This window comes from Serratia sp. (in: enterobacteria), assembly GCF_051654945.1.
Lineage (GTDB): Bacteria > Pseudomonadota > Gammaproteobacteria > Enterobacterales > Enterobacteriaceae > Chania.
Genome location: NZ_JBOFZA010000118.1, coordinates 272,259 through 298,633, shown reverse-complemented (window position 1 = coordinate 298,633; position 26,375 = coordinate 272,259). Strand labels below are relative to the sequence as shown.

Here is a 26,375-nt window from a genome sequence, read left to right as displayed (position 1 = left end):
TCTTATTCATAAAATCAGCATAACGATAAAAATAACCCACAAAACATTTGGGACAAAAAGTATTTGTCGCCAACCAATGAGCCTTGGCCGGGGTTATAACGTTGATGAAGTCAGAATATTACCATCGAAAGCCGCTCAATACTGTTAACGCCTTCAAAAACATCATCACTCATGGGAGCGTTGGGCGTGTAGCCCCAGCGCTGTGGCGTTCTGACAACGGGAGAGGATTTTGGTTAATTAATTGATGGGTCAAAAATGAGCTTATTTGATCTGGGTTTGAGTCAATTTTGACACATATTATCGGGGTTGTCTTATTAATGGATTAATTACACCATTCGTTGCGAGCGTTATTAATAAATATCAAATATCGATCCAGTACGGAAAACCTCACAGGGGAAAAACATGTTTTCATTATTAAAACCTGGCGCGGCGGCGAAGCGTGTGCCGTCAGAACAGGTGCAGGCAACCTACCAGCGTTATCGTATGCAGGCGTTACTGAGCGTCTTTTTGGGTTATCTGGCCTATTACATTGTGCGCAACAACTTCACACTCTCAACGCCCTACCTGAAAGAGCATCTGGACCTGAGTGCGACGCAGATCGGCATGTTGAGCAGCTGTATGTTGATTGCCTACGGCATCAGCAAAGGCGTCATGAGCAGCCTGGCCGATAAGGCCAATCCCAAGGTGTTTATGGCCTGCGGCCTGGTGCTTTGTGCCATCGTCAACGTCGGGTTAGGGTTCAGTACCGCTTTCTGGGTCTTCGCCGCATTGGTGGTGTTCAACGGCCTGTTCCAGGGAATGGGGGTTGGCCCGTCGTTCATTACCATCGCCAACTGGTTCCCGCGCCGTGAGCGGGGGCGTGTGGGCGCATTTTGGAATATTTCCCACAATATCGGTGGTGGGGTTGTAGCTCCCATCGTCGGCGTAGCTTTTGCGGTGTTAGGCAGTGAGCATTGGCAAAGTGCCAGTTATATCGTCCCTGCCGGGGTCGCGGTGCTGTTTGCGCTGGTGGTGCTATGGTTGGGTAAAGGTTCCCCGCGCAATGAAGGCCTGCCGGCTTTAGAGCAGATGATGCCGGAAGAAACCATCAAGGTGAAACCGGGTGTGCAGGAGCAGGCGCCGGAGAACATGAGCGCTTTCCAGATTTTCTGCACCTATGTGTTGCGTAATAAAAATGCCTGGTATGTATCGCTGGTGGACGTATTTGTCTACATGGTGCGCTTTGGCATGATCAGCTGGTTACCTATCTACCTGCTCACCGAAAAGCATTTCTCGAAAGAGCAGATGAGCATCGCGTTTCTGTTCTTCGAATGGGCGGCGATCCCTTCCACACTGTTGGCTGGGTGGTTGTCGGATAAGCTGTTCAAAGGACGCCGCATGCCGCTGGCGATGATCTGCATGGTGATGATTTTCATCTGTCTGATCGGTTACTGGAAGAGTGACTCGCTGCTGATGGTCACCATCTTTGCCGCCATCGTCGGTTGTCTGATCTACGTGCCTCAGTTCCTGGCTTCAGTACAGACGATGGAGATCGTTCCCAGCTTTGCTGTTGGTTCCGCCGTCGGCCTGCGTGGCTTTATGAGCTATATCTTTGGCGCGACGTTGGGCACCAGCCTGTTTGGTGTGATGGTCGATCAGATGGGATGGCACGGCGGCTTTTATCTGCTGATGGGCGGCGTTGTCTGCTGCATCCTGTTCTGCTATCTGTCGCACCGTGGCGTATTGGAGCTGGAGCGTGAAAGACAGCAACAGCGGGAAGAGCTGAAAGCCGAGCCGCTGGTAGCGCAGTAACCTTCAGGTTGTCAGTCGATAAAAAAACGGCGCCGATAGAGGCGCCGTTTTTACGATCGAACCGCGATTACTTCTTGATGCGGATGATCGGAGTCTCGCCAACGGTGACGCTGCCGGACAGTTTGATCAGCTCTTTGATCTCGTCCATGTTGGAGATCACCACCGGAGTCAGGGTAGACTTGGCTTTCTCTTCCAGCAGGGCCAGATTGAACTCGATAATCACATCGCCTTTCTTGACGCGCTGGCCTTCTTCCGCGATGCGTTTGAAGCCTTCGCCTTTCAGTTCAACGGTGTCGATACCGAAGTGGACAAACAGCTCAATGCCGCTATCAGATTCGATAGAGAACGCATGGTTGGTTTCGAAAATTTTACCGATGGTGCCGTCAACCGGGGCAACCATTTTGTTGCCAGCGGGTTTGATAGCAATGCCGTCGCCGACGATTTTCTCGGCAAAAACGACGTCCGGTACATCTTCGATATTGACGATTTCGCCAGAAAGTGGAGCGACGATCTCGATAGTGCCCATGTCTTTCTTGTCATCAGAAACCAGAGATTTCAGTTTATCGAACAAACCCATGATCTTCTCCTAAGCATTAAATTGGGCGGCGTTCCAGTGTCGTGGAATTTTAGCAGAGCGTTTTTTCTTCGATGAACTTATTGACGCAATTCATCAAATCCTGTGCCGTTGGTTGTTCCAAGGCCTGCGCTGCCAATGCCTTCACATCTTCGAAATTGGTATTACGAATAATTTTCTTGATGCGCGGGATTGCAATCGCACTCATGCTGAACTCATCCAGCCCCATGCCCAAAAGCAACAGTGTAGCACGCTCATCGCCAGCCAGCTCGCCGCACATACCGGTCCACTTGCCTTCAGCGTGAGATGCATCAATAACCTGTTTGATCAGGCCAAGCACTGATGGGGACATCGGGTTATAGAGATGAGAAATCAGCTCGTTGCCGCGATCTACTGCCAGAGTATACTGGGTTAAATCGTTTGTCCCAATACTAAAGAAGTCGACTTCTTTCGCCAGGTGGCGAGCAATCACTGCCGCGGCCGGTGTTTCCACCATCACGCCCACTTCAATGGATTCGTCAAAGGCTTTGCCTTCTTCACGCAGCTGCGCTTTCAGCGTTTCCAGCTCGCCTTTCAGATCGCGCACTTCTTCCACCGAGATGATCATCGGGAACATGATACGCAGTTTGCCGAAGGCGGAGGCACGCAGGATGGCGCGCAGCTGAGCGTGCAGGATTTCCCGGCGGTCCATCGCGATACGGATCGCGCGCCAGCCCAGGAACGGGTTCTCTTCTTTCGGCAGGTTCATGTACGGCAGGTCTTTATCGCCGCCGATGTCCATGGTACGGACGATCACTGCCTGTGAGCCCATAGCTTCCGCAACAGCCTTGTAAGCCGAGAACTGCTCGTCTTCGGTTGGCAGTGAGTCGCGGTCCATAAACAGGAATTCGGTACGATACAGGCCGACACCTTCGGCGCCATTGCGCTCTGCACCGGCGACGTCGCGCACGGTACCGATGTTGGCACAGACTTCAACCTGATGCCCGTCCAGCGTGATCGCCGGCAGGTCTTTCAGCTTGGCCAGATCGTTTTTCTCGGTGACGTATTGGGTATGAACCGCTTTCAGCTGTTCAATCACCTCGGCCGTCGGGTTAACGTAAATCTTGTTGTTGACCGCATCGAGGATCAGGTAATCGTCATTTTTTACCTGGGTAGTCACGTCGCTGGTGCCTACGATAGCCGGCAGTTCCAGGGAGCGCGCCATGATCGAGGTGTGGGAAGTACGGCCACCCAGATCGGTGATGAAGCCCAGCACTTTGTCCAGGTTCAACTGTGCGGTTTCTGACGGTGTCAGGTCTTTGGCGACCAGGATCACCTCATCCTGGATGGCGGTCAGATCGACGATGGCCAGGCCCAGAATGTTTTGCAGCAGACGCTTACCGATATCACGCACGTCGGCCGCGCGCTCTTTCAGGTATTCGTCATCTAATTCTTCCAGTGCTTTCGCCTGGCCTTCGATCACGGTGTAGGCTGCCGCATCGGCAGACGCCAGATCGTCTTTGATGAGGGCTATGATTTCCTGCTCAAGCTCTTCGTCTTCCAACAGCATGATGTGGCCTTCGAAGATCGCTTCTTTCTCTTCGCCGAAGGTTTCACCTGCCTTGGTCTTGATCACTTCCAGCTGTGCAGACGCCTTGGCGCGGCCTGCCAGAAAACGTGAGATTTCCTGCTCTACCTGGTCGGCAGAGATTTTTTTCCGGTTGATGACAATCTCATCTTCCTTCAGCAAGAGAGCCTTACCAAAAGCGATACCCGGTGATACTAAAATGCCTGAAATCATAACCCTACCTTACTCTTGACTGGTGTTAACTAAAAAGACGGGCCGATTACTCAAGCTCTGCCATCAGTTTTACCAAGTGCTCAACGGCTTTCTGCTCGTCTTCACCAACGGCTTCGATGGTGACTACTGTTCCTTGGGTCAGGCCCAGAGTTTGCAGCTTGAACAGGCTTTTGGCGCTAGCGCTCTTGCCGTTGGAGGTCACGGTGATGTCAGACGTGAAGCCTTTGGCTTCTTTTACGAACTGAGCGGCAGGGCGAGTGTGCAGACCATTCGGAGCGGTGATAGTCACTTCTTGCTGGAACATTGATGTTTCCCCAACTTATCGGATTTAAGGTTGTGGAGCTAAAGTTTAGCCTAACGGCGTGATTTTAGCTTGTCTGGTTAGCGCCTGACTATGGTACAGGGGCGAGCGTTGATGCAACATAAAACGACGCTTTAAGCATTTCAGATCAAAAAATCCGAGCATCTGGCGTAGTTTCAATCAGCTTCCCATTATGCCGTGTTTTTCGCTTGAGCGACAAATGAGTAAATCGATTCAGCTCAAACAATGGCAGGAAGGTGATTAATTTTGCGCATCGAAATAATTGACCGGTTAAATACTAAAGCCAGCGGCGAAAATCAATCATTGAGTGGTGTAAACTTTGATCCAGTCCACAAAAAAAGCACCTGAATAGGTGCTTTTTTAGCTTTTTGTGCACTGTTTGCGCTATTGCTGCAGTTCCTGTTCGGTGAACAGATCGGCAAACAAAGCGGTGCTCAAGTAGCGCTCACCTGAAGAAGGCAGAATAACCACAATTGTCTTGTCGGTAAAGTCGGCTTCTTGTGAAAGTTTGACGGCGGCCGCAACGGCAGCACCGGAAGAGATCCCGGCCAGGATGCCTTCTTCTTCCATCAGGCGGCGTGCCATGCTGATGGCTTCATCGTTGGTGATCTGCGCAACGCGGTCAACCAGACTGAGATCCAGGTTGCCTGGAATGAAGCCGGCACCGATGCCCTGAATTTTGTGCGGGCCTGGTTTGATTTCCTGGCCTGCCAGTGCCTGGCTGATGACCGGTGAGTCGGTCGGTTCAACCGCCACGCTGGTGATGGCCTTGCCCTTGGTGTTCTTGATAAAGCGGCTGACGCCGGTCAGCGTACCGCCGGTACCCACGCCCGCGATAAATACATCGACTTCACCATCGGTATCTTCCCAGATTTCCGGGCCGGTGGTTTGCTCGTGGATTTCCGGGTTGGCCGGGTTGCTGAACTGTTGCAGCAGGATGTAGCGGTTTGGATCGGTAGCCACAATCTCTTCGGCCTTGGCGATAGCGCCTTTCATCCCCTTGGCACCTTCGGTCAGCACCAGATTGGCACCCAGCGCCTTGAGCAGTTTACGACGTTCGATGCTCATGGTTTCCGGCATGGTCAGCGTGAGTTTGTAGCCACGCGCTGCGGCGACAAACGCCAGAGCGATACCGGTGTTACCGCTGGTTGGCTCTACCAGCTCTTTGCCGGCGCTCAGAATGCCACGTTTTTCGGCATCCCAAATCATATTGGCACCGATGCGGCACTTGACGCTGAAGCTCGGGTTGCGAGACTCCACCTTGGCGAGAATGCGTCCGTTGCCGATACGGTTCAGACGAACCAGCGGCGTATGGCCGATTGTTAATGAGTTGTCTTGGTAAATCTTGCTCATGGTCCGTCCTTTAACTGTATGAAATGTAGGGAACATCGAAAGCATACGCTAACGGTCTCGGCAGGGAAGTAAAGATTTGGTATATCGATATGTTATTAGAGAATAAGTTTTAAGCACAATAACAAGGGCGCCAAAGCGCCCTGGAGACCACTGACAAACCTCGTGAAGCTGGCTACGTAGGGGCGCTGCATGCTGCGCCCGGTCATTAGTGGCGCACAAATTGTGAACGATAACGGTCCACCCACATCGCCGTGGCACCGCATACCGCGACCGGCAGGATCACCAGATTGAGGATCGGGATCATGGTGAACAGGCTGACCAGGGCGCCAAACTGCAGGTTATCGGTTTTGTGCTGGCGCAATGCCAGACGCATATCGGCAAAGCTGACCTTGTGGTTATCAAACGGATAATCGCAGTATTGAATGGCCAACATCCAGGCGCTGAACAGGAACCACAGCACCGGTGCCAGCGTTTGGCCGACGCCCGGTATGAAGTAGAGCAGCAGCAGGCCCAGCGCGCGCGGCAGGTAATACATCAGCTTGCGCCATTCTCGGGACATGATACGTGGCAGATCTTTGACTACGCCCAGCATACCGGTATCCGGCAGCGGCTTGCCGGTCAGGCTGCCCTCGAGCTGTTCTGCCAGTAGCCCACAGAACGGCGCGGCGATCAGGTTGGTAATGGTGCTGAACAGATAGCTGAACACCAATAGCACGGAAATGACTGCTATCGGCCAGAGTAAATAACTTAGCCACTGGAGCCAGCTTGGTACATGGCTCATCATGCTGGGGATCCAGTCACCCAGTTGGCTGAACAGCCACCAGAAGGCAGAACCCATCAGCAGCACGTTAACCAGCAAGGGCAAAACGACATAGCGTTTAATCCCCGGGCGCGAAATCAGGCGCCATCCTTGGGCAAAATAATGGAAGCCGTTGGTGGAGCCGATAGGGGGAGGAACATGGGACATATCTTAGGATTTTCTCTTTGGCTGAACAGGCAACGCTATCATATAGGGTTGATTTTCCACTGGCTAGAGCCATATTGGCTGAAAAAACAGCAAAAAAATGCCGAATAATCATCTTTATTGGCATAAAGTTCAGCACGGACTTGCACTTGTGCCTGCGGGCAAATAGAGTTAAAGAGTGAATGTTTGCCGCGGTGGCAATGTCTTGGAACAACAGAGATAGCAATGATGCAGGATTTGCGTCTGATATTAATCGTTGTTGGCGCGATCGCCATAATAGCGTTGTTATTACATGGTCTTTGGACCAGCCGTAAGGAACGCTCGTCCCTTTTTCGCGATCGCCCAGCTAAACGTTCGAAAAACGAGCGTGAACCTACTCCCGTTGATGAACCAGCCGAAGGCGTGGGGGAGGTGCGTATCCGTGCCACTCGTACCGAGCCTGAGGATGAACCTTCAATGGGTCATATCGATGTCGCACGCGAAGAGCCGGTGATTGCACCAAGGCCCGTTCCTGCAGCACAGCCAGCGTCTCGGCCAGCCCAGCCCGCGCCGCTTTCCCAGCGGCCGGACTACGACGACATCCTGTTGGATAACTACGCCCAGGACGAAGACGAAGAGCCGCAGCAGCCTGTTGTGCGTCGTGAGCCGCGCGTTGACGATATGCCTGCTGCCCAAGCGCCAGAGCCTGCCTTCCATCACGCAGAACCCGTGCGTGAGCCGCAGCCTGCGCCGGAACCGCTTAAACCGGCAAAATTGCAGGAAACCGTATTGGTGCTGCACGTTGCTGCTCATCAAGGTGGCGTGATCGGCGGTGAAGTGCTGCTGCAAAGCGTGCTGCAGGCGGGCTTCCAATTTGGTGAAATGGGGATCTTCCATCGCCATATCAGCCCGGCAGGCAGTGGCCCGGTGCTGTTCAGCCTGGCCAACATGGTCAAGCCTGGGTCATTCGATCCGGAAATGATGTCAGACTTCTCTACGCCGGGCGTATCGATGTTTATGATGGTACCGTCTTACGGCGATGCCAATCAGAACTTCAAGCTGATGCTGCAATCGGCGCAACGAATTGCCGACGATGTGGGTGGCGTGGTGCTGGATGATGAGCGCCGTATGATGACCCCGCAAAAGCTGGAAACCTATAAAGCGCGCATCCGCGAAGTGTTGGAAAACAACGCCTGACCGGTTGCCTGCGCACTGCATAACCCGTAATCCAGAACCCCCGCCAGCCGGGGGTTTTTTATCTTTGATGGTGAGCCATGGCCTCGATTAACGAAACAATCAATCAACTGCGCAGCGCATTGCGCCATCATGAATATCAGTATCACGTGCTCGATGCGCCGGAAATCCCGGATGCGGAGTACGATCGCCTGATGGGTGAACTGCGCAAGCTGGAAGAGGCCCATCCTGAGCTGATCACCGCCGATTCGCCCACCCAGCGTGTCGGGGCTGCTCCCTTGGCGGCGTTTGATCAGGTGCGCCATGAAGTGCCGATGCTGTCGCTGGATAACGTATTTGATGAAGAGAGCTATCTGGCGTTTTACAAGCGTGTGCAGGATCGCCTGAAAAGCAGCGAGCCGCTGACCTTCTGCTGTGAGCTTAAGTTGGATGGGTTGGCCGTCAGTCTGCTGTATGAAGACGGAGAACTGGTGCGTGCTGCCACGCGTGGCGATGGTACCACCGGTGAGAATATCACCTCGAATGTGCGCACTATCCGCGCAATCCCGCTGCGTCTGACCGGTGACAACATTCCGCGTCGTGTAGAAGTCCGTGGTGAAGTGTTTATGCCGCACGCCGGTTTTGAGCAGATGAATGAAGAGGCGCGTCGCAAAGATGGCAAAATCTTCGCTAACCCGCGTAATGCGGCGGCGGGCTCGCTGCGTCAGCTCGATCCGCGTATCACCGCCAAGCGGCCACTGACCTTCTTCTGCTACGGCGTTGGCCTGCTGGAAGGGGGCGAACTGCCGCGCAGCCATTGGCAACGCCTGATGCAGTTTAAAGCCTGGGGCTTGCCGGTGAGCGATCGCGTCAAGCTTTGTACCGGTAGCGATGAGGTGCTGGCATTTTATCGTCAGGTAGAACAAGACCGTATCAATCTTGGTTTTGATATCGATGGCGTGGTGGTGAAGATCGACGATATCGATCTGCAAGAATCTCTGGGTTTTGTCGCTCGCGCACCGCGCTGGGCCACGGCATTCAAGTTCCCGGCCCAGGAGCAAATCACTGTAGTGCGGGAAGTGGAATTCCAGGTTGGCCGTACCGGGGCTATTACGCCGGTAGCACGCCTGGAGCCGGTGTTGGTGGCCGGGGTGATTGTCAGCAATGCTACGCTGCATAACGCCGACGAAATAGATCGCCTTGGGTTGCGTATCGGCGACACGGTGATCGTGCGCCGTGCCGGGGATGTGATCCCGAAAGTGGTCGGGGTGATCGAAGATCGCCGTCCACAGGACGCGCGTGAAGTGGTGTTCCCGCTGCATTGCCCAGTATGTGGTTCCGATGTGGAGCGGGTGGAGGGCGAAGCCATCGCACGCTGTACCGGTGGCCTGATCTGCGGTGCCCAACGTAAAGAGGCGTTGAAACACTTTGTCTCCCGCCGTGCGATGGACGTGGACGGCATGGGCGATAAAATCATCGAACAGCTGGTCGATAAAGAATATGTCAAAACGCCGGCCGATCTGTTCCGCCTTTCCGCTGGCATTCTCACCGGGTTGGATCGCATGGGGCCTAAATCGGCGCAGAATCTGGTCAATGCGTTAAACACCGCCAAACAGACCACGTTTGCGCGCTTCCTGTATGCGTTGGGTATCCGTGAGGTGGGGGAGGCGACAGCAGCCGGACTGGCGGCGCACTTTGGCTCGCTGGAGAAGCTGCGAGAGGCCGATCTGGAGGCATTAAAGCAGGTGCCGGATGTTGGCGGAGTTGTGGCTAGCCACGTGGTGAACTTCTTTGCTGAAGCGCATAACCAACAGGTGATTAACGAACTGACCAGCCCGGAAATCGGCATTAACTGGCCTGCGCCGGTAGTGGTGGTGGCGGAAGAGATCGACAGCCCGTTTGCCGGTAAAACCGTGGTGCTGACCGGTTCTCTCAGCCAGCTTTCCCGCGACGAAGCCAAAGATCGGCTGACCGCACTGGGGGCCAAGGTCAGCGGCAGCGTATCCAAGAAAACCGATCTGGTGATCGCCGGTGAGGCTGCCGGTTCCAAGCTGGTCAAGGCGCAGGAACTGGGGATCGAGGTTATCGACGAAGCGGAGATGATCCGCCTGCTGGGGGGTTGATGGAAAAGGAAAACCTGATTGAAATCGCCAATACCCTCATGCCCTTTGGCAAATACCAGGGCCGGGCGTTAATCGACCTGCCGGAAGAGTATCTGCTGTGGTTTGCCCGCAAGGGCGAATTTCCCAATGGCAAGCTGGGGATGCTGATGGAAATGACGTTGGCGATTAAAATTGAAGGGCTGGATCACCTGATCAAACCCTTGAAGAAAAGCTGAATCGAGGGGGCGTAACGTCATGTTACGCCCTTTATCGTCTAGATATAAACGTCCACGGCGTTGGCGGCCGTCGGGCGGTTGACGCCATCGCCTTGCATGGCCTTGGCCATCTGTTCTTCCTGCTGTTTTTCCATTTCTTGTTTCTGGATGCGCGCGATCTCGGCCTGGAGCATTTGGATCTGGCTCATGATCAGCTGTTTTTGCTGTTCGATCTGTTTCGCATCGCCATCCGAGTTTTGCAGCTCGACGAGCTTTTGCTGCAAATTCTGGATCTGTTTAAACAGCGCTGAAATACGCGAGGCCGCGCTGCTATCTTTCGGGGCCACCGGTGCGTCGTTATCGGATTTCTTGGCCTTGCTCCCCTCTGGGGCATTGTTAACTGGTGCCGCCATCAGTGCTGCACCACCTTTGCCGGTCGCGGTGAAAACTTCGCTGACCCCGACAATAGGGTTCTTGAAAGGCACAATCATCGTAATATTAACCGACATAAATTTCTCCCAGGTATCCTGCAGGAAGTATCGGCAGAGGAGGGTGAAACTTTACCTTTAGCCCTGCTTTAGCTTTGGCCAGTGCTCAAGCCAGCGCTTTTCCGCTACGCGCTGTTCGAATGCGGCCAGGTTGTTGCTCTTGGGGTTGAAGGTGATGGTATGGTTGAACAGCGCCTGTAGGCCAAAAGGGGCGACCAGTTGGATGCTGTCGTCGGCCTGCAATCTGGCACCCACGGCAGTTTCGATCTCCGTCCAGTAGCTGATGGCATCTTCGCTGTTGCGATAGGGGGCACGGTTGCTGCGCAGGTGCATACGCGCCTGATTTTTTACCGACCAAGGCTGTGGCAGCCATTCCAGCAGGCGTGACTCCAGCATCTGGTCGCGCTCGGCGTCATAATGGCGCGGATCGAAATGGATCACATCGATATCGTTGAGCGGCGTGCTGGTCGTAAAGCCATGCAGCCGGTCCCACACCAGATTACGTACAAAACCCGCCCCCAGGCACCAGTCGTGCAGGCCAAGCCGCCGGGCGGCACACAATGCCTGCATACGTTCGCTGTCTTGGCGTAACCAATCAATAATTTGTTGCCGTGGATCCATGGGTTCTCCTTTGTCGCCGCTACTGTAACCCGAAACCCGCGGTAGCGTGATAGCGAAAATGGCAAAAAAAAAGCGCGGCAAATGCGCCGCGCTGAGATGACTGACGAACCCCACTTGGTCAGGTAAACAGCATCATCAGAACTGGGTGTTCAGACTCATAAAGTAAGTCCGGCCCGGTTCGTTATAGGTTGCAGCCCCTGCGCCGTAGATATTAACGGCCCCGGTGATCGGGTTACCGACGTTTTGTGAGTTACCGGAACGGAACTGGCGTTTGTCGAACATGTTGTCGATCCCCGTCGTCACGCTGATATTTTTAGTCAACGCATAGGTGCCGCTCAGGCCAAAGATCGCGTAAGGGCTAACCTCACGGGTTTCCGGGCCAGTGGTTGGTTCCCCACGGTAGTTGTACTTCTTCGGCTTCTGACGGCCGTACCAGGTGGCGGTGGTTTGCAACGACAGATCCTGCGTAGCCTGCCAGCTCAGGGTTGAGTTGATGGTGAACTTGGGAATAATCGACAGGTAATCACCGGTGGTTTTATTCTCGTTCTCAATCATGTAGGTGGCGTTGTTGTTCCAGGCTACCGTTTCGCTAACCGGCACGTTCAACGTCCCTTCCAGGCCCTGGATCACCGCTTTAGGCACGTTCTCCCAGCGATAGATATCGGTTTTGCTGGCGGTAGAAGCCGTTGGCGAGTAGCCAGCCTCGATCTTGTTACGATAATCGTTACGGAAGTAGGTAATACCGGCCAGCCAACCTTCATAGTGGAATTCCAGCCCGATCTCTTTGTTGATGCTGTTCTCGGCCTTCAGATCGTCGTTACCCACCAGATAGCATCCCGTGCCCGTCGCGCTGGCGGCACAGCCTTGGCCTTTACTGTAGAGAATGTAATTGCCGTTGCTCTGGAACAGGTTGGGTGCCTTGTAGGCACGAGCGATGCCCATTTTCAAGGTAAACAGATCGCCCAATTCCTGTGACAGGTTAAGCGCTGGGCTCCAGTTGTTACCGGCTTCGGAGTGGTGATCATAGCGCATGCCTGGAGTCAGCATCGTGGTATCGGTCAGCTCGATATTGTCTTCGGCAAACAGCGAGAAGATATCTGCGGAGGAATACGGACTGCGGTTGGTGCTATCGGTACCAGGAATGGCGCCACCGGTATTGGTGCCGGTCAACGACTGGGTGGTTGAAGAGGGATCCTTCATCTTCTGCTGGTTCCACTCGGTACCCAGCGTTGCGGTTTGTGGCACCCACATATCGAACGGAATGCTGACTTCACTGTGCGCCAGGAAATCGTCCAGGCGGGTGGTGTTGTAGCTGTCGCTGGAGAAGATCCCTTCGGTACCCCCGGCCAGGCCTTCGGCTAAACGGGTATTGCGGGTACGCTCAAACTGGATGTAGTTGGTGGTGCTTACGCCGCTGTCCCATGCACCACGATAATTGACCGCATAGGTTTCGCGGTACATACGGTTGGTCTCTTTACCGTAATTACTTTGTACCAACGCATTGGTATTGGTGTTTTGCGTATCCCCGGCGTACAGGTTGCCCTGACGGCCATAGGCATATTGGAATTCCAACGATTGCAGATGGGCAAATTCCCAGTGCAACAGGGCGTCGATATTCTTGTCGACAACCCCTTCACGACCTGCTGGCAGGGTATTGGCATAGGTGCCAGTACGCTCGGACTGATGACCCTGGTTAATATCCCAGGCGTCGGCCTGCGTTTTGCTATAGCCACCGAACAGGCGGAAGCTCAACTGATCGCTTAACGGGCCAGAGAGGCTGAAATCGGTGCGCTTGGTCGAGCCTTCATCTTTGTGCTGCGGCACGTTGAAATAACCGTTCAGGGTGCCGTGCAGTTCCTGGGTGGTCTTCTTGGTAATGATGTTGACTACGCCGCCTGCTGCGCCGTTACCATAGCGGGCAGCCGCGGGGCCGCGCAGCACTTCGATACGCTCGATCATATCCGGTGGTACCCAGGCAGTATCGCCACGGGTATCACGTTCGCCACGCCAACCCTGGCGCACCGAGTTGCGGCTGCTGGCTGGTTTGCCGTCGATCAGGATCAAGGTATTTTCTGGCCCCATACCGCGGATATCGATCTGGCGGTTGTTGCCGCGCTGGCCGCTGGTGGAGTTACCGGTCAGGTTTACCCCCGGCATGGTGCGGATCAACTCATTGATATCACGAGCGGGAGGGCGTCGTTTGATTTCTTCGGCGGTGATGGTGGAAACGCCGGGAGCCTGAAGGTTTTGTTTGGCAGCGGTGACTACAATGACATCTTCAGCGGCGGCTTCTTGTTTACTTTTCTCAGGCAGCGCGGCGCTGTCTGAGGCGGTGGCCGTTTGCTCGGCATTGACCGTAACGGAAAATGCAGACGTGCCCAATCCTAACCCGATGAGTGTGGCTAAAGAATAACGAGATATTTTCCGATTCATTTTAGGTTCCTACCTAACAACCTTCCTTACGCGGTGCTGTGTGAAAGCCGGTACAGAACGGTTTGTTGTAGTTTTATTGTGTAGTCGAAAATTGCAACGGAGCCTATGAGCCAGGCAGGCTGACCACAAGACGCTGTTCAATAATGCGGCACCCATCCCTGTTGAAGAATGCCGGCTCTATTCAGAGCCTGTATACACTATTGCAAATGCAAATAATTATCAATAGTATTCCTTGTGCCGTTTGGCATTTGGGAACCGGTGAGTCGCACGGCGTGCCTTGCCAACAACACAATGAGTGGGCGTTTTGAAAACTGAACAACAACCAGCAAGCAGTACGTTATTGGCGAGCAAGCATGCAGGGAGCCACGGTTGGTGGCTGGACATCGCTCGGCGTGGCACCCCTTTGGTGGAGCCGCTGGATAATGGCAGATGGAAGGTGACGTTCTTATGGCGCGACCCTCAGGGAGGCGAATTGACCTCGGCTTATCGGCGTGTCTGGATCCATATCAACTGCCTCACCGATCATCATCAATCGTCACCCCCGCAGAGTTTGCAGCGGTTAACCGGATCGGATGTCTGGTATTGGCAAACCGAGCTGCAAGGCGACTGGCGCGGCAGCTACTGTTTTATCCCCAGCATGGTGGATCGTCCGTTCGAACCGCAGGGGGGCAATACCCATGCCAACATGCATTCCACCCGCCATTGGTGGCAACAGGTGTTTGCCAGCGCAACTCACGATCTGCTTAATCCTTACCGCGCCTGGCCCGGCGTGGGGGGGCATTATCTCTCTGGCCTGCATATGCCGCAGGCTCCCCAGCAGCCAGCCTGGCAAGATTTCGACAACTATGCAGTGACCAGCGGGCGCTGCACGCCTGCTCCCCCTGCCAAACTGCAACGGCACACCTGGCATAGCCAACGATTGGGCACTTCCCGCCACGTCTGGGTTTACACCACCGGTGAAAGTCATCCGGCGGAGCGGCCATTGGCTATTTTGCTCGATGGCCAATTCTGGGCACAGCAGATGCCGGTTTGGGATCCACTGATGCAGCTGACACGTGCTGGCCAATTGCCAGAAGCGGTCTACCTGCTGATCGATGTGATCGACCAGCAACACCGTGCGCGGGAACTGACCTGTAACGACGAATTCTGGCTGGCATTGCAGGAAGAGCTGTTACCGCAACTGGCCGACTGGGCACCGCACAGCCGTGCGGCTGCCAGCACCGTGGTCGCCGGGCAAAGTTTTGGTGGCCTGGGCTCGCTCTACGCGGGCCTGCGTTGGCCGGAATATTTTGGTGCCACCATCAGCCAATCGGGCTCTTTCTGGTGGCCTCGCCGCGATATGTTGCAATTGCCGAGCGTGCCTGAGGATGCCTGCTGGCTGATCCGCCAGGTAGAAGAACGGCAATTGGGTGCTCGTGGCAAGCTGAAGGTATTTTTAGAAGCCGGAGCGCATGAAAAACTGGTCCACCGGGTTAACGACCAGATGGCGGCCTTGTTAAGCGCCACCGGACATCAGGTGCAATATCGGCTGGTAGAGGGAGGGCATGATGCCTTGTGCTGGCGCGGCGGCCTGATGGATGGCTTGCTGGCGCACTGGGCGGATAAGGCCAACCGCCTTGCTGAACTTAACCCCTCGGCCGACCCTCTTCACGCTTAAGGAGCAAGTAATGGAAACCTTGAACCCGTTCGATGATGAGCAGCAAATTTGCTATGTCCTGCGTAATGACCAGCGGCTTTACAGCCTGTGGCCGGATTTCAGCGCCATCCCGACAGGCTGGGTCAGCGTCTTCGGCCCAGACTCCCGTGAGCACTGTATCCAATGGCTGGAGCAACATTGGCAGGATATGCGGCCCGCAGTACAGCCTCAGGCTTGATGGGATCGCCGAAGCAAATATCGACAACTGGAGCAAACGTCGTGTCAGAAACCTCTATTTTATCCACCGGGCAACAGGTTGCTACCGTTGAGTTGCCATTGGTGGCGGCGCAGCCCGGTATTTGGGTTGCCGATCAAATTTCGCCGTACGGTAATGCCTATGCGGTCGCCCATTATATCGAACTGAACGGCCCGCTGGAGAAAGACGTCCTGTTACAGGCGATCGCTGTAGGCTTGGCCGAAGTGGACACCTTACGGTTGCGTTTCATTGAGCGTGATGGCGTGCCGATGCAGTATTACGACGCCACAATGCCGCTTGCGGCGGCGGAATGGGTTGATTTAAGCGACTCAGCGGATACTGAAGCGGCGGCACATGCGCTGATGCAGATCGATCTGGGTGCCGAATTACGTGTGAGCAGCGGCAAGCCGCTCTATCGCCATATCTTGATGCGTCTGGCCGACGATCGCTGGTTCTGGTATCAGCGTTACCACCATTTGGTGGTTGATGGCTTTAGCTTTACCGCCATCGCTCGCCGTATCGCCAATATCTACACCCGCCTTTGCCAACACCAGCAGCCGGAACCTACACCGTTTACGCCGTTCAGCGACGTGGTCGCGGAATATCAACAGTACCAGCAGTCCCCGGGCTACCAGCGTGACGCCGAGTTTTGGTTAAACAAAGCACGGCAGTTGCCTACGCCTGCCACCCTGTGCCCGCAGCCGTTGGCCGGGCAGGCACCCTCTACGCGTATTCACCGCTTGGCGCAGTTCTGTGCCGCGCAGGATTTTGCGCCGCTAGTCAGCGCAGGCCAGCAACAACAACTCAGCGCTGCCGATATGGCAATGGCGCTGGTGGCCGTGTGGGTCGCTCGCCTGACGGGCCAAACCCGCTACAGCGCCGGGTTTATCTTTATGCGCCGCATGGGGTCGGCCGCTCTTTGTGCCACCGGGCCGGTCATTAACGTGCTGCCGGTGGAGATGCACGTTGCGCCGCAGGCAACGTTGGCTGATATCGCCGCGCAAATCAGCCGGGAATTGAAGTTTGCCCGTCGCCATCAGCGCTATGATGCCGAGCAGGTACAGCGCGATCTGGGGCGGATTGGCGATAGCCAACCGCTGTATGGCACCGTTTTCAACTTTAAAATGTTCGATTACCAGCTCGATTTTGCCGGCATCGAGGGGATCACTCACGATCTGGCTTCAGGCCCGGTGCGCGATCTGGAAATCGCCTTGTTTATCGACGAGGCCGGTACGCTGAAGATTGAGCTGTTAGCCAATGCCGAGCGTTATCAACTGGCCGAACTGACGGAACACTTACAGCGTTTACCGCTGTTGCTACGGCAGTTTGCGGCCCAAGCGGCATTGCCGGTGAGCGAAGCCGATTTGCTGAGTGAAAAAGATCACGCTCTGTTGGCCAAGGTAAGCGACACTGCGTACCCGGTGCCAGCGCAGACCCTTAGCGGTCTGTTAGCCGAGCAAGCAGATAAAACTCCACATGCCCCGGCGCTGGCGGATGAACACTATCGGTTCAACTATCGCGAAACTCGCGAACAGACGATCGCGCTCGCCCAGCGTTTGGTGGCGCAGGGGGTGCAACCGGGCGACATCGTGGCGGTGGCATTGCCGCGCTCGGTCTTTCTGTCGCTGGCGTTGATGGCGATTGTTGAGGCGGGGGCCGCCTATTTGCCATTGGATACCGGCTATCCAGATGAACGCCTCAGCATGATGCTGGAGGACGCGGCACCACGCTTGATCATCACCGACGCTTCACAACAAGCACGCTTTGTGGGGCAGGGCGAAGTGCTGTTATACGATGCGCCGTTGGTCGCCGATGCAACTGCATCGGGCGCTATTCAAGGCCCAACGCCGCATCATCCGGCCTATATCATCTTTACTTCCGGTTCGACCGGGCGGCCAAAAGGCGTGCTGGTTGGCCATCAGGCCATCGTTAACCGTTTACAGTGGATGCAGCATCAGTACCCGCTGGCGGCAGATGATGTGGTGCTGCAAAAAACGCCGTGCAGCTTTGACGTTTCGGTGTGGGAATTCTTCTGGCCGTTGATGGTGGGCGCACAGTTAGTGATGGCTCCACCGGAGGCGCATCGCGATCCTCAGCAGCTGCAAACGCTAATCGATCGGCATAAAGTTACGACCATGCACTTTGTTCCCTCGATGTTGGCGGCTTTCGTCGGCGCACTGGATAGCGCAACCGCCATCGCCCATTGCCAACCATTGCGTCAGGTGTTCTGTAGCGGTGAAGCGTTACCGGCAGAGCTGTGCCGCCTGTGGCAGAGCCGCACTCAGGTTCCATTGCATAATCTGTATGGCCCGACCGAGGCGGCAGTGGATGTGACCTGGCATCCAGCCTTTGGTGATGCCCTTGCCGCAGTCACGGGCGCCAACGTTCCTATCGGTTTACCGGTGTGGAATACCGGTTTACGTATTCTGGATGCACGCCTACGGCCCGTGCCGCCGGGAGTTGCGGGCGATCTTTATCTGACCGGTGTACAGCTGGCGCATGGCTATCTGGCCAGGCCGGATCTGACCGCCAGCCGTTTTGTGGCCGATCCGCAGGGTGACGGTGGCCGCATGTATCGCACCGGTGATGTTGCCCGCTGGCTACCAGACGGCGCGGTAGAATATCTGGGGCGTAGCGACGATCAGCTGAAAATTCGCGGCCAACGGATTGAACTCAGTGAGATCGACCACGCCTTGCTGTCACTACCTGGCGTGCGTCAGGCGGTGGCCCATGCCTTGGTTCTGGAGGGCACGGTCGTCGATGCGATGGGCGGAGACGCTCGGCAATTGGTGGGCTATCTGGTTCCTCAGCCTGATGTGCAACTGGACAGCGAAGCCTTGCGGGCCGCATTAGCCGATCGCTTGCCGCCGCATATGGTGCCGATCGCGCTGGTTGAAATGGCCGAATTGCCGCTGAGCGCTAACGGTAAACTCGATCGCAAAGCCTTACCTCAACCAAAAACCGGAGCAAGCAAGTCCGGGCGTGAGCCAGAGCCGGGTCTGGAAAGTGAGATCGCGGCCGTTTTTGCCCGTTTGCTTCAGCGCGAACAGGTGTTTGCCGATGATGACTTCTTTGCCTTGGGCGGGCATTCGTTGCTGGCGATGCGTCTGGCGGCGGAGTTGCGGTGCGAGCTGGGTAAAGCGGTCTCGGTCGGGCAGGTGATGGTGGCTTCCAAAGTGGAGCAACTGGCTGAATTGCTGGCAGAAGAGCGCACGCAGGAAGAGGCCGACCAATGTGGCTTCGACAGCGTGTTACCGCTGCGCGTCACCGAAGGCCCGACGTTGTTCTGCCTGCACCCGGCTTCTGGTTTCTCATGGCAGTTCAGTGTGCTGCCGCGATATATCGATCAGCATTGGTCGCTGGTGGGCATTCAGTCCCCTCGGCCAGATGGCCCGTTAGCGTTGGGTGAGGATATGGATCAGGTCTGCGACGCGCATCTGGCCACGGTATTGCAGGTACAGCCGCATGGCCCGTATCACTTTATCGGCTATTCGCTGGGAGGGACGCTGGCTCAGGGTATTGCGGCCCGCTTGCAGGCGCGGGGTGAGGAGGTCGCTTTCCTGGGCTTGCTGGATACTTATCCGCCAGAAACCCAGAACTGGGACGTGATGCTGGACGACAACGTGCTCAAAGAGGTGCAGCGTGAGCGCGAGCAGTTCCTGGCGGTATCGGCAGATACGCTCGATCCGGCACTGGGCGAGACGCGGGTGGCGATGTTTGACAATATCGAAGCCAACTACGCGGATTCGGTCAGGCTGCTGTCACGCACCCACACGGCGCAATTCCAGGGGCAGGCGACGCTGTTTGTCGCTAAGCGCACCTTGCAGGCAGGTATGGACGTGCAGCAGACCTGGGCGGAGTATGTTGATGCGTTGCAGGTGTTTGAACTGGACTGTGCGCATGTGGATATCGTTTCACCGGCGTCGTTCAAGGTGCTCGGTCCACTGTTGAACCGGGTACTGCGGGCGTTGTAATGGCATGGCCTCCGTTAGCGGAGGCCGATTTACTCTTTCCCCAGCGGTACCACCAGCGGCGTATGTGAAACCGGATCGTTGATGATCACGCACTTCAGTCCGTAAACCTCTTCGATCAGTTCCGGCGTGACAATATCTTTTGGCGCGCCCTCGGCCACCACTTTGCCGTCACGCATCGCGATCAGATGGGTGGCATAGCGGCAGGCGTGGTTGAGATCGTGCAGCACCACTACCAGCGTGTAATTATTCTCCCGGTTCAGTTGGCGCAGCAGCTCCAGCAGATCGATTTGGTGGGTGATATCCAGCCAGGTGGTCGGTTCATCCAACAGCAGCAGCGGAGTTTGCTGGGCCAACACCATTGCAATCCACACCCGCTGGCGTTGCCCGCCGGAAAGGGTATCGACCGCTTGGTCGGCCAACTGGGCGACGCCGGTAGAGCGCATGGCCTGCTCCACGGCTTGCTGATCTTCTTCCTGCCAGCGGCTGAACAGACTCTGATGAGGGTAGCGGCCACGGGCAACCAGATCGAACACCGTAATATCGCCTGGGGCTATCGAGCTTTGTGGTAACAGGCCCAACTGGCGCGCCACCTCCTTGGTGGGATATTCCCTGATTTGTCGGCCATTCAGCCACACCGAACCGGCCTGGGGTTGCATCAAACGGCTGAGGGTGCGCAGCAGAGTGGATTTACCACAGGCGTTCGGCCCGATAATCACCGTCAGTTCGCCCTGAGGAATCGACACTGAAAGATCGCGCGCGACGATTTTCTTGTCGTAGCTCAGCGTCAGGTTTTCGGCACGCAGCGGTGCGGTTAACGAGGTTTCAGCATTCATTTGTTTCGTGACTCGCGGATTAATAACCAAATCAGATAGATGCCACCAATGCTGACGGTCAACACGCCGACCGGCAACTGATAAGGCATAAACAGGCGCTGCGCTGCCACATCGGCCGCCAGCAATAATAAGGCACCGGTCAGCGCGGTGAGCAGCAGGACGTTCTGGTTGGCGCACAGGCGGCGGGCAATCTGCGGGGCAACCAGGGCAATAAAGGAAATCGGGCCAGCCACGGCGGTGGCGGCAGCGGTTAGCACCACGCCCGTCAGTAGCAGCAGTAGACGGGAACGTTCAACACCTACGCCGAGTGCGCAGGCGGTATCATCACCCATTTCCAGCATTCGCATACGCCGCGTCAAGGTCAGCAATAGCAGTAACGCCAGCAGCAGCACCGCCAGCACCGGCAGGCTTTTTGCCCAGGTGATACCGTTGAGGGAGCCGGCGTTCCACAATCCTGCGGCCATCGACGCTTCCAGCGAGGCGCTGACGATCATCCAGGTATTGACCGCCATCAACAAGGCGCGAACGGCAATCCCGACAATGATCAGGCGGAAGGTTTCGACCCCATGACTCCAGGCCAGCAGATAAACCACCCCGGCGGTTAACAGGCCACCGGCCAACGCTCCAGAGGTTATGCCGATAACCCCGCCGTTAAACAGCACAATGGCGACCAGCACGCCACTATAGGCACCGGTATTGAAGCCGATCACGTCTGGGCTGCCGAGTGGGTTACGCAGTAGTGACTGGAAAATCGCACCGCTGAGGCCAAGCGCCGCACCTAGCAGCAAGGCCATGGCGACGCGAGGTAAACGCCACTGGGTGACGATCACCGCAAAGTTGGCTGGGCCTTCGCCGCGCAGCGCATCTATCACCTGTGCAGCGCTGAGTTGCAAGGTACCAGAACCGAGGGCATAGACCGCCAGCGCCAGGCAGGCGAATAACAACAGCAGGGCAGTTGCCAACGGACGAGCCAGCCGCAGTGGTTTTTTGTTGAGGATCTGGCGGGAAACCAACAGGCTCATCTTATCCCCCCCGCCGGAACATACGGCGCTGGCGTACCAGCATAATCAACATCGGCGCGCCGATCAGGGACAGTACGATGGAGACTCGCAGTTCGCCAGCCACCAGAAAACGCCCCAGTAAATCGGCACTCAGCATCAGGATCGGAGTCAAAACCAGCGTCCAGGGCAGCATCCAGCTTAATTCGGAACCCGCCAGGCGGCGGGCAATATGGGGCATCATCAGCCCGACAAAGGCGATTGGGCCAACGGCGGCGGTAGCGCCGCCACACAGCAGCGTAATCGCTAACAGGCCGAGCAACTGGGTGCGGATAATCCCGGTGCCGAGCGCCGCTGCAAGCTCACTCCCCATGCTCAAACTGTTCAGCGCTTTGCTCAGCCACAGGGTGATCAGGGTGCCGAGCAGGATGGGCCATGCCACGGTGCGCACCACGGCCATACTCTGAATATCGAGTGAGCCAGCCTGCCAGAAACGCAGTTGATCGAACACCAAAGGGTTGAGCAGGGCAATGCCGGTGCTCATCCCTTCCAGCACGGCCGCCAGTGCCACCCCGGCCAGCGTCAGGCGGACAGGATTAACGCGGCTGCCACCCAATGCCCCCACCAGCGCCACCAAGAGTGAGGCAAACAGCGCACCGGCAAAGGCAAACCACAGATACTGGCTGACGGTGGCCGCGCCAAAGAAGGTGATGCCCAACACCACGGCGAAACCGGCACCGGAGTTAACCCCTAAAATGCCAGGGTCCGCCAGCGGGTTGCGGGTGAGGGTTTGCATCAGCGCGCCAGCCAGCCCTAGTGCGATGCCGGCCAAGACGCCGATCAGCGTACGTGGCAGGCGGGCTTCGGTAATGATCACGCAGTCAGCGCCACTGCATTGGCCACTCAGTGCGGCCATCACGTTGGCGAAAGGAATGGATTTAGCCCCTAGCGACAGGCTGAGCATCATCATTACCAACAGCACGGCAAAAGCGCACAGCAGGCCAAACAGGCGCTGCCAGAAGGAGCGGGATAAACCCAGAAACAGCTTGCCCCTGTGATCGGGGAGTGGAGAAGAACAATTAGGTGTAGGCCGAAACATGACAGTCCGTTTTCAACTGAACATAAATGATATCTATTATCATTATTGATTGTATTTATCTATGGTAGCATGGCAGCCTGACCAGCACTAGCGCTGTACTTCCCGAATATCAAGCCGTTGTTTGTGGAAGATCAAGGATATAAGTTGTGGTGATAACAAAATGAATAAACCCTCTATTTTGCTCGATTTTGGCCTGCTCAAGACCAACCCCGCGTTTCGTGCCGTATTCTGCGCCCGGTTTATTTCGATCCTGGCATTGGGCCTGATGGCGATCGCCATTCCGGTGCAGATCCAGGCGTTAACCGGTTCAACCCTGTTGGTCGGGCTGGCGGTGACCCTGGCGGGTAGCGGCATGTTTGCCGGTTTGCTGATGGGCGGTGTGTTGGCTGACCGCTATGAACGCCGTCGTTTGATCCTGTTCGCCCGTTCAACCTGTGGCGTGGGTTTTCTGGGGCTGTGCCTCAATGCTGCGTTGCCTGCGCCGTCGTTGACGGCCATTTATCTGCTAGCGGTGTGGGACGGATTTTTTGGTGCTGTGGGGGTAACGGCCTTGCTGGCCGCGACACCAGCCATCGTTGGCCGTGAGAATATCGTGCAGGCCGGTGCCATCAGCATGCTGACCGTGCGCTTTGGCTCGATCCTGTCACCGGCTATTGGTGGTTTGGTGATTGCCGGGGCCGGTATCAGTTGGAACTATGCGCTGGCAGCCTTGGGTACTCTGATTACCTTGATACCGCTCCTCAAACTGCCGCAGTTACCGCCGCCGCCTCAGCCGCGTGAGCATCCGTTGCGGGCGTTGATCGGTGGCTTCACCTTCCTGTTCCAGAACAAAGTGATTGGCATGGTGGCGCTGATTGGCGCGCTGATGACCATGGCCAGCGCGGTTCGCGTGTTATATCCGGCCATCTCGGGCATGTGGCAGGTCACCACCCAGAGCCTGGGGATCATGTATGCGGCGGTGCCATTAGGTGCGGCGATTGGTGCATTTACCAGTGGCAGGGTCGCTCAGGTAGCACGGCCGGGCTGGATGATGTTGATAACGGCGATAGCGGCTTTCGCCGCCATTGGGCTGTTTGGGCTAATGCCTTGGTACAGCATGGCGCTGCTATGCCTGGTCGTGTTTGGCTACCTCAGCGCGCTGAACTCCCTGCTGCAATATGGCTTGATACAGAACCTGACGCCGGATGCGTTTCTGGGCCGGATTAATGGCCTGTGGACCGCGCAGAATGTGGTGGGGGATGCGCTTGGTGCCTTGCTGCTTGGCGCGATGGGGGCGTTTATGCTGCCAGCGATGAGTTCGACCAGCTTCGGCTTTGGTGCAGCGCTGCTGGCCGTGGTGCTGGCGTTTGCCATGCGGAGCCTGCGCAACGTGAGCATGGGCGGGCAGAGTGAAAAACTCCAACCCGCCGCCGAAGCTACGGGGAAATAAACAGCTGTTCCAGACGCGTCAGCAAGTTGCTGGCGCTGTAATAATCCAGGCGGAAAGTGTCGTTCCCCAGGGGATAAACCCGCTTGTTCTCCACCGCAGGCAGATGAGCCAGGAAACTGTTGCTCATCAGCCGCTGTGCGTCGCTTTCATCGTTGGCGAATAGCAACAGCGTCTGGCCATTCAGGCCTTCCGCCAGGTTTTCACCACCGAGCTGAATAATATCTTTGCGCGCACCTTGGCTGGTGCTGGCGTTGAGTTTTGGCGGTAAGGTAGCCAGCGTAAAGCCTAGCTGTTGCAGCAGTTGCCCCTGAGACGACTCGGCGGTCCACAGGTTGGCGTTCTTGCCATCGCCGCGAAACACCAGTGCCGTAATGGGCTGTGGTGGCAATGTCATCTGTTGCTTGAGCGTTTTTTCCCGCCGATCAAACTCGCTGACGATCTTCTCCGCCTGCGCTTCATGGCCGGTAGCGACGCCGAGTATTTCGGCCAGTTCCTGCCAGCTTTTATCGTCGTAGTTGACGACCAGCACTGGAGCAATAGCCGACAGTTGATCGTACAGGCGCACCGCAGAGTCAGCCCCAGTTGCAGACATGATAATCAGATCCGGTGCCTCACCGGCAATTGCTTCGGCATTGGGTTCACCGATATACAACCGCTTCACCCCACGTTTAGCTGCAATCTCTCCCCACTGGTGGAAAAAACCTTGCTTATCCGACAGGCGATTATTTGGGCTGGTGGCTCCGCTGGCGATCACCGGAGCGTCGATCGCCAAGAGTGTACCGGTAACCGTCACGCTGGTGGAGACGATACGCTGCGGTGGTTGATTAAGGGTAATAACGCCGTGCGAGGTTTCGATACTGCGTGGCCAGGCTTGGCTCCCGGCTTGGGCCACGCTCAGCGTCAGCAGGCCAAACAGCGCCAGGCTGAGCCGCAGGGAAATTGACATCAATGAGATCCTTTTAATCTGAATGATAATTATTCACTGGTCTAAAGCCAGCAAGTTTACCCCTTAATGTGGCTTAGCAGAAGAGCTTACGTTTATTGACATGCTCAGTTCTGGCAGGTACTTTATCGCGATGCAATACAAATGATAATCATTATTATATTGGTTATTATTGATGAAACGAGAGGAAGTACCTATGGACGTAGCCGTTAAGGGCGCTGCGCAAAAGGACCTGCAACAGGGTGTAGATCTGGCACAGTCCGCCACCGTATCACCCACTTCAGGTTTCTTTTTTACCTCGCCTTTTCGCAGTCTGAGCACCCAGGGATGCTTTGCCCGCATCACTTTGCCAGCGGTTGATGGCGATGATCTGCAAGGCCAATTTCAGCAGGCGATACAGCAGGCCTTTACGCAGGCCCGCAAGGCTGGCATCAAGGATCCGCTGTTGTGCGGCGCGATCCCGTTCGATACTCGTCAACCCTCGGCACTGTTTATCCCGCAACAGACGCAATGGTTCGATCGTGAAACCCTGCTGGCCAATCTGGCACCTGCGACAGGAGCGATCCCCGAGATAGTTCACCAAACTGAATTGCCAGCGCAGCCGCAGTTTATGCAGATGGTCAGCGATGCCGTACAGGCCACGGCCGGCGATCAATTGGATAAGGTGGTGCTCGCTCGCCTGTTGGATATTGAAACCAGCAAGCCGGTGGACCACGCAGCGTTGATGACGCGCATCATTGCCCAGAATCCTCACGGTTTTCATTTCCACGTGCCGTTGGAAGAGGGGGCGCTGGTGGGAGCCAGCCCGGAGCTGCTGCTGCGTAAATTTGGCGACCAGTTCCATTCCAATCCGCTGGCAGGTTCAGCACGACGCGAAAGTGATCCACAGCAGGATAGAGCAGTCAGCGAGCAGTTGCTGCTTTCCGGCAAAGATCGCTATGAACATCAGATTGTGACCGAAGGCATGCGTCAGGTGTTGGCTGGGCGTTGCAGTCATTTGCATATTCCTGCGATCCCCGAACTGCTGAGTACCACCACGTTATGGCATCTTTCGACGCCAATCGACGGAGAAGTGGCCGAACGGGCAGAAAATGCCCTGTCGCTGGCCTGCCTGCTGCACCCAACGCCGGCATTGTGCGGTACCCCAACGTTGGCAGCGCGGGATCTTATCGAACAGCTTGAGCCATTTGATCGCCAGCTGTTTGGCGGCATCGTTGGCTGGTGTGATGCCGAAGGCAACGGGGAGTGGGTCGTTACCATCCGTTGCGGTACCGTCAAGGGTAATCAGGTACGCCTGTTTGCTGGTGCGGGCATCGTACAAGATTCCTCACCGCAGTCCGAATGGCACGAAACCGGCACCAAACTCAGCACCATTCTGCGTGCGTTTGGCCTCAATCAAGGATAGAGAGTTC

The 26,375-nt window shown here is 56.1% G+C and carries 21 protein-coding genes; 9 read left to right on the top strand and 12 right to left on the bottom strand.

Translation table 11 applies throughout. From position 1 onward, the window contains the following. Window positions 1–402 precede the first annotated feature (402 nt). Window positions 403–1,791 carry a phosphoglycerate transporter PgtP gene (gene pgtP / locus ACRDCA_RS26740; RefSeq protein ID WP_438692212.1) on the top strand — a complete coding sequence of 463 codons (1,389 nt, stop codon included), beginning with the start codon at window positions 403–405 and terminating at the stop codon, window positions 1,789–1,791. A 67-nt stretch (window positions 1,792–1,858) separates the two neighbouring features. Here pgtP and crr read toward each other — a convergent pair whose 3' ends face one another. The 5 genes from crr to cysZ form a co-directional block, all read right to left on the bottom strand. Next, complete coding sequence (crr, locus tag ACRDCA_RS26735; protein WP_021807057.1) at window positions 1,859–2,368, bottom strand: PTS glucose transporter subunit IIA; 510 nt, start codon at window positions 2,366–2,368, stop codon at window positions 1,859–1,861. A gap of 49 nt (window positions 2,369–2,417) precedes the next feature. Further along, window positions 2,418–4,145 carry a phosphoenolpyruvate-protein phosphotransferase PtsI gene (gene ptsI / locus ACRDCA_RS26730; RefSeq protein ID WP_438692211.1) on the bottom strand — a complete coding sequence of 576 codons (1,728 nt, stop codon included), beginning with the start codon at window positions 4,143–4,145 and terminating at the stop codon, window positions 2,418–2,420. A gap of 46 nt (window positions 4,146–4,191) precedes the next feature. Further along, window positions 4,192–4,449 carry a phosphocarrier protein Hpr gene (gene ptsH / locus ACRDCA_RS26725; protein WP_024484477.1) on the bottom strand — a complete coding sequence of 86 codons (258 nt, stop codon included), beginning with the start codon at window positions 4,447–4,449 and terminating at the stop codon, window positions 4,192–4,194. Between the two features lie 402 nt (window positions 4,450–4,851). After that, a complete protein-coding gene (gene cysK, locus ACRDCA_RS26720) occupies window positions 4,852–5,820 on the bottom strand; it encodes a cysteine synthase A (protein ID WP_438692210.1) in 969 nt (322 codons plus the stop codon). Window positions 5,821–6,025: 205 nt separating this feature from the next. Next, window positions 6,026–6,787, bottom strand: a complete 762-nt coding sequence (gene cysZ, locus ACRDCA_RS26715) for a sulfate transporter CysZ (RefSeq protein ID WP_438692209.1) — start codon at window positions 6,785–6,787, stop codon at window positions 6,026–6,028. Between the two features lie 222 nt (window positions 6,788–7,009). On the opposite strand from cysZ, the gene zipA reads away from it, so the two are divergent. The 3 genes from zipA (at window position 7,010) to ACRDCA_RS26700 (ending at window position 10,274) form a co-directional block, all read left to right on the top strand. After that, window positions 7,010–7,960: a cell division protein ZipA gene (gene zipA, locus ACRDCA_RS26710; RefSeq protein ID WP_438692208.1), complete on the top strand. Its 951-nt coding sequence runs from the start codon at window positions 7,010–7,012 to the stop codon at window positions 7,958–7,960. A 77-nt stretch (window positions 7,961–8,037) separates the two neighbouring features. After that, a complete protein-coding gene (gene ligA / locus ACRDCA_RS26705; protein WP_438692207.1) occupies window positions 8,038–10,059 on the top strand; it encodes an NAD-dependent DNA ligase LigA in 2,022 nt (673 codons plus the stop codon). Then, window positions 10,059–10,274, top strand: coding sequence for a DUF3820 family protein (locus ACRDCA_RS26700; protein ID WP_438692206.1), 216 nt, complete (start codon window positions 10,059–10,061; stop codon window positions 10,272–10,274). The genes ligA and ACRDCA_RS26700 overlap by 1 nt, the downstream gene beginning before the upstream one ends. Window positions 10,275–10,312: 38 nt before the next feature. On the opposite strand, the gene ACRDCA_RS26695 is transcribed toward ACRDCA_RS26700, so the two are convergent. The 3 genes from ACRDCA_RS26695 to ACRDCA_RS26685 all read right to left on the bottom strand — a co-directional run bounded on the left by ACRDCA_RS26695 (window position 10,313) and on the right by ACRDCA_RS26685 (window position 13,795). Next, window positions 10,313–10,762: a FlxA-like family protein gene (locus tag ACRDCA_RS26695; protein ID WP_438692205.1), complete on the bottom strand. Its 450-nt coding sequence runs from the start codon at window positions 10,760–10,762 to the stop codon at window positions 10,313–10,315. 57 nt (window positions 10,763–10,819) lie between these two features. Further along, a complete protein-coding gene (locus tag ACRDCA_RS26690; protein WP_438692204.1) occupies window positions 10,820–11,362 on the bottom strand; it encodes a nucleotidyltransferase family protein in 543 nt (180 codons plus the stop codon). 135 nt (window positions 11,363–11,497) lie between these two features. Further along, complete coding sequence (locus tag ACRDCA_RS26685; protein WP_438692203.1) at window positions 11,498–13,795, bottom strand: TonB-dependent siderophore receptor; 2,298 nt, start codon at window positions 13,793–13,795, stop codon at window positions 11,498–11,500. A gap of 304 nt (window positions 13,796–14,099) precedes the next feature. Between ACRDCA_RS26685 and fes the strand changes: the two genes are divergently transcribed. The 3 genes from fes to ACRDCA_RS26670 are packed head-to-tail and all read left to right on the top strand — an operon-like array spanning window position 14,100 to window position 19,661. Continuing rightward, window positions 14,100–15,452 (top strand): enterochelin esterase, encoded by a 1,353-nt coding sequence (gene fes, locus ACRDCA_RS26680; protein WP_438692202.1) that lies wholly within the window; start codon window positions 14,100–14,102, stop codon window positions 15,450–15,452. Window positions 15,453–15,462: 10 nt separating this feature from the next. After that, the gene (locus ACRDCA_RS26675; RefSeq protein ID WP_438692201.1) at window positions 15,463–15,669 is read left to right on the top strand and encodes an MbtH family protein; all 207 of its coding nucleotides are present in this window, start codon (window positions 15,463–15,465) and stop codon (window positions 15,667–15,669) included. Window positions 15,670–15,710: 41 nt separating this feature from the next. After that, window positions 15,711–19,661: an enterobactin synthase subunit F gene (locus ACRDCA_RS26670; protein WP_438692200.1), complete on the top strand. Its 3,951-nt coding sequence runs from the start codon at window positions 15,711–15,713 to the stop codon at window positions 19,659–19,661. 29 nt (window positions 19,662–19,690) lie between these two features. Here the strand turns inward: ACRDCA_RS26670 and ACRDCA_RS26665 are convergent, their stop codons facing one another. Genes ACRDCA_RS26665 through fepD form a run of 3 tightly spaced genes read right to left on the bottom strand, consistent with a single transcriptional unit; the run spans window position 19,691 to window position 22,591 of the window. Beyond that, window positions 19,691–20,494, bottom strand: a complete 804-nt coding sequence (locus ACRDCA_RS26665) for an ATP-binding cassette domain-containing protein (protein ID WP_438692199.1) — start codon at window positions 20,492–20,494, stop codon at window positions 19,691–19,693. Beyond that, the gene (gene fepG, locus ACRDCA_RS26660) at window positions 20,491–21,516 is read right to left on the bottom strand and encodes an iron-enterobactin ABC transporter permease (RefSeq protein WP_438692198.1); all 1,026 of its coding nucleotides are present in this window, start codon (window positions 21,514–21,516) and stop codon (window positions 20,491–20,493) included. Before fepG ends, ACRDCA_RS26665 begins: the two co-directional genes overlap by 4 nt. A 1-nt stretch (window position 21,517) precedes the next feature. Next, window positions 21,518–22,591 (bottom strand): Fe(3+)-siderophore ABC transporter permease, encoded by a 1,074-nt coding sequence (gene fepD, locus ACRDCA_RS26655; RefSeq protein ID WP_438692197.1) that lies wholly within the window; start codon window positions 22,589–22,591, stop codon window positions 21,518–21,520. A gap of 160 nt (window positions 22,592–22,751) precedes the next feature. Here fepD and entS point away from each other — a divergent pair, with 160 nt between their 5' ends. Then, entirely contained in the window at window positions 22,752–24,020 is a 1,269-nt protein-coding gene (gene entS / locus ACRDCA_RS26650; RefSeq protein ID WP_438692196.1) for an enterobactin transporter EntS, read from the top strand. Here the strand turns inward: entS and fepB are convergent. Continuing rightward, on the bottom strand, window positions 24,007–24,966 hold the full coding sequence (fepB, locus tag ACRDCA_RS26645) for a Fe2+-enterobactin ABC transporter substrate-binding protein (protein ID WP_438692195.1): 960 nt from the start codon (window positions 24,964–24,966) through the stop codon (window positions 24,007–24,009). The genes entS and fepB overlap by 14 nt on opposite strands. Before the next feature lie 193 nt (window positions 24,967–25,159). On the opposite strand from fepB, the gene ACRDCA_RS26640 reads away from it, so the two are divergent. After that, on the top strand, window positions 25,160–26,368 hold the full coding sequence (locus ACRDCA_RS26640; protein WP_438692194.1) for an isochorismate synthase: 1,209 nt from the start codon (window positions 25,160–25,162) through the stop codon (window positions 26,366–26,368). Window positions 26,369–26,375: the final 7 nt, after the last annotated feature.